The sequence below is a fragment of the Chamaesiphon sp. VAR_48_metabat_135_sub genome (genome assembly GCF_031418915.1).
In the GTDB taxonomy this organism is placed as follows: Bacteria; Cyanobacteriota; Cyanobacteriia; order Cyanobacteriales; family Chamaesiphonaceae; genus Chamaesiphon.
The window spans coordinates 1-2,610 of record NZ_JANOJV010000035.1 but is presented as its reverse complement, the minus strand read 5'-3'; the positions used below and the strand labels follow the sequence as shown (position 1 = coordinate 2,610).

The window sequence follows — 2,610 nt, the reverse complement described above, 5'->3', positions numbered from 1 at the left end:
TACCAGCAGAGAATTTATTACCGAGTTTAATTTTTTCGCTTTCTTCACGATTTAAAAAGCGAGTAGTAGCTGTCCGACTGCGCTTAGAATCTCGCCAGCTCAGTGAATATTTGACGGCGGAGCAATGTCTGTTAGGAGCCTTAATATTGAGAACGTAAGAACTACGACCATCGGCATCGAAAGTATAATCTGCGGTTTTGTCGCATACTTGCCCAGTCGAAGAACATTCGACTCGCTCGATATATTCAGCCTTAGCCATCGGTGCCAAGGAGATCGTTAGACCTAATGTTGCTAGCAAAATAGATAAATATCTTTTGTTCATCATCTTGTTTAATACGGTTGTTTTTAGCTCAAATTTAATATTTGTCATTGTGGATTATTCCTATTTTAAAGCTGGTCGATCTTTGATTTATCTTTGATTTAAATGTGCCTACTTAGACAGGAGTCTGAAGTGCTGGGCACTGCCCACCCTACTATTTTTTACTAGTTATTTCTACGATTGGTTTATTGATTCTATTCACTCACCTCTTCAAAATAATATAAATATTTTTGTTTTAATGTGGTGGACAGTGCCCACCCTAATGGCTCGACCGATAATTAGCTTATTGCTCTACTTTTTTGTCGCAGAAAAGCTGAAATCCACTCCTGATGTCGATGCACCACCTGCTGAATTCCAAACATGTAGTTGACCACTCATATTCTGACCATTACTAGAAACTGTCCCTTGATAAAGTTGATAAGGAATCCCATTTTTCCGTCGAACAAATACAACTCGACGAGAACTTGAGACATAGAATCCTTCAATACTTTCACCAAAGATGCTGCCAGAAAGCTTTCCTCCATCACTATCTATTACGAGATTCCCCGTGTTTTTATTTACATCAATGCCCCAAGATCCTGACATGTCATTAGGATTGCCAAGTGCTCCATTCGCAATTAGTAGTGTCGAAGAGATCGACATCACTCCCATTGCTATTGCTATCCGACTTCTCGATATTTTTTGATTCATTGCCATTTACCTTGTGTAAACTATTAGGTTGAAATTGGTTTCTAATTACTTCTACGATCGAGTCGTAAATTTCATTCAGTTACTGATTCAAACTGTGAGCGATGAGGTTTGAATTGGTTGCTACTTACTTCTACGATTGGTCGATCGAGTTTATTCATCGAGTGCGATCGCACCGCAAGACGTTCTCTAACAACCTTCAACCCTGGATGTAATTTAATACAAGAGTATATTGTTGACACTGAGGAATCAATTCGTCATTTGACCCACCCGACAATGAAGTTTTTGTTACAATTGCTTCAAAAGCACTGAAAAGTCTGGGTTAATTTAGATAAGTTCTATCTCAGCAGTACTGTGACTTATGAAACAGTTAGCGTTCGATGACACCCAGAAGCTTCACCAAGGCATTCAAAATCTCTATACCCTCCACCAGTTCGATACCTTTGGTGTAGATGCCCTGTCGATCGTGAATCGGCTCGTTTCTAGCGATTTTCCGGTATTTCATACTACTAATATGCGGACGCATCAAATTGTGGATACTGTCCTCCCTGGTTTTCCGTGTCTAACACCAGAAATGCAAAGAATTAAGAGTCGCTATCTAGTCGAACATCCACTTTTTGAGCACATGTCAGAGGCTCTCAATGGAGTCTGTAAAATCTCGGATTTTGTCACGCAAAGTCAACTCCATAGCCTTGCAGGAATTTATCAACAGTTTTTACGACCGATGGGGAGTGAAGATCAGATGACTGTTTTTATTGCAAATCCTCAGCCTAGTAGTTGGAATAAATTTGGCAAGGTAGATCTAATCTTGTTTGGGTTCGCATTTAGTCGCACTCAACGCAACTTCACCGAACGAGATCGATCGATCCTCAATCTATTACGTCCGCACTTAGCGCAAGCATATTGCAACGCCCAACAGCATCATCAATTGCAACAAGAACACAGCAACATGCAACAGTCGCTCGATCGTCTCGGTGTGGCGATCGTTGATGCTCAGGGGCGGGTAGAATCGATCGCCCCACAAGCCATTATCTGGTTAGAAATCTATTTTCCCAAGCCGATTAATGTCGATCGACTTCCAGACCATTTGTGGGCATGGATCGAGCATCAAATCGTAGGTTTAACACCCAATTCAAATCTACCTAAAGCTATTCTACCGTTGCGAATCCAACAAGTTGGTAGGGAATTAAAGATCCGATTGGTAGTCGAAGAAATTGGGGTAAGATATCTATTATTGCTGGAAGAACAGACGCTATCTTCGTTAAATTCGCTAGAATTGTTAGGGTTGAGCCAGCGAGAAACCGAAGTTTTAGCTTTGGTAATTCAAGGCAAAAATAACAAAGCGATCGCGTTACAACTGAGTGTTCATCAAAGTACAATCCGCAAGCATTTAGAAAATATTTATCGCAAATTAGGAGTCAGCAGCCGCACAGAAGCGATCGCCCAAGCTTTAGGAAAACTTGGATTTTTACGTTCTTTACCATTGAGGTAATAATTGGAGCTGTCAAGGCGGTTAGGACAGATCAGATCTATCAGATTCCCGACTTCTCGGAGAAGTCGGGAATCTAGCCTCACAAAACATCCTCTTAGATCCCAACCGCGAT

The 2,610-nt window shown here is 41.1% G+C and carries 3 protein-coding genes; 1 reads left to right on the top strand and 2 read right to left on the bottom strand.

Annotation, left to right across the window (positions count from 1 at the left end; genetic code table 11):
- Both RMO55_RS02505 and RMO55_RS02500 read right to left on the bottom strand, forming a co-directional pair.
- Window positions 1–370: hypothetical protein (locus tag RMO55_RS02505; RefSeq protein ID WP_310422993.1), on the bottom strand; the 370-nt coding region annotated here is incomplete at its 3' end.
- A gap of 240 nt (window positions 371–610) precedes the next feature.
- Window positions 611–961, bottom strand: coding sequence for a hypothetical protein (locus RMO55_RS02500; RefSeq protein ID WP_310422990.1), 351 nt, complete (start codon window positions 959–961; stop codon window positions 611–613).
- A gap of 406 nt (window positions 962–1,367) precedes the next feature.
- Between RMO55_RS02500 and RMO55_RS02495 the strand changes: the two genes are divergently transcribed.
- Window positions 1,368–2,498: a helix-turn-helix transcriptional regulator gene (locus RMO55_RS02495; protein WP_310422987.1), complete on the top strand. Its 1,131-nt coding sequence runs from the start codon at window positions 1,368–1,370 to the stop codon at window positions 2,496–2,498.
- Window positions 2,499–2,610 lie beyond the last annotated feature (112 nt).

What these genes read in the sequence shown, in the direction of transcription:
- RMO55_RS02495 (WP_310422987.1), top strand. Translation starts at nt 1,368, where the DNA reads ATGAAACAGTTAGCGTTCGATGACACCCAGAAGCTTCACCAAGGCATT.
- RMO55_RS02500 (WP_310422990.1), bottom strand. Translation starts at nt 961, where the DNA reads ATGTCGATCTCTTCGACACTACTAATTGCGAATGGAGCACTTGGCAAT.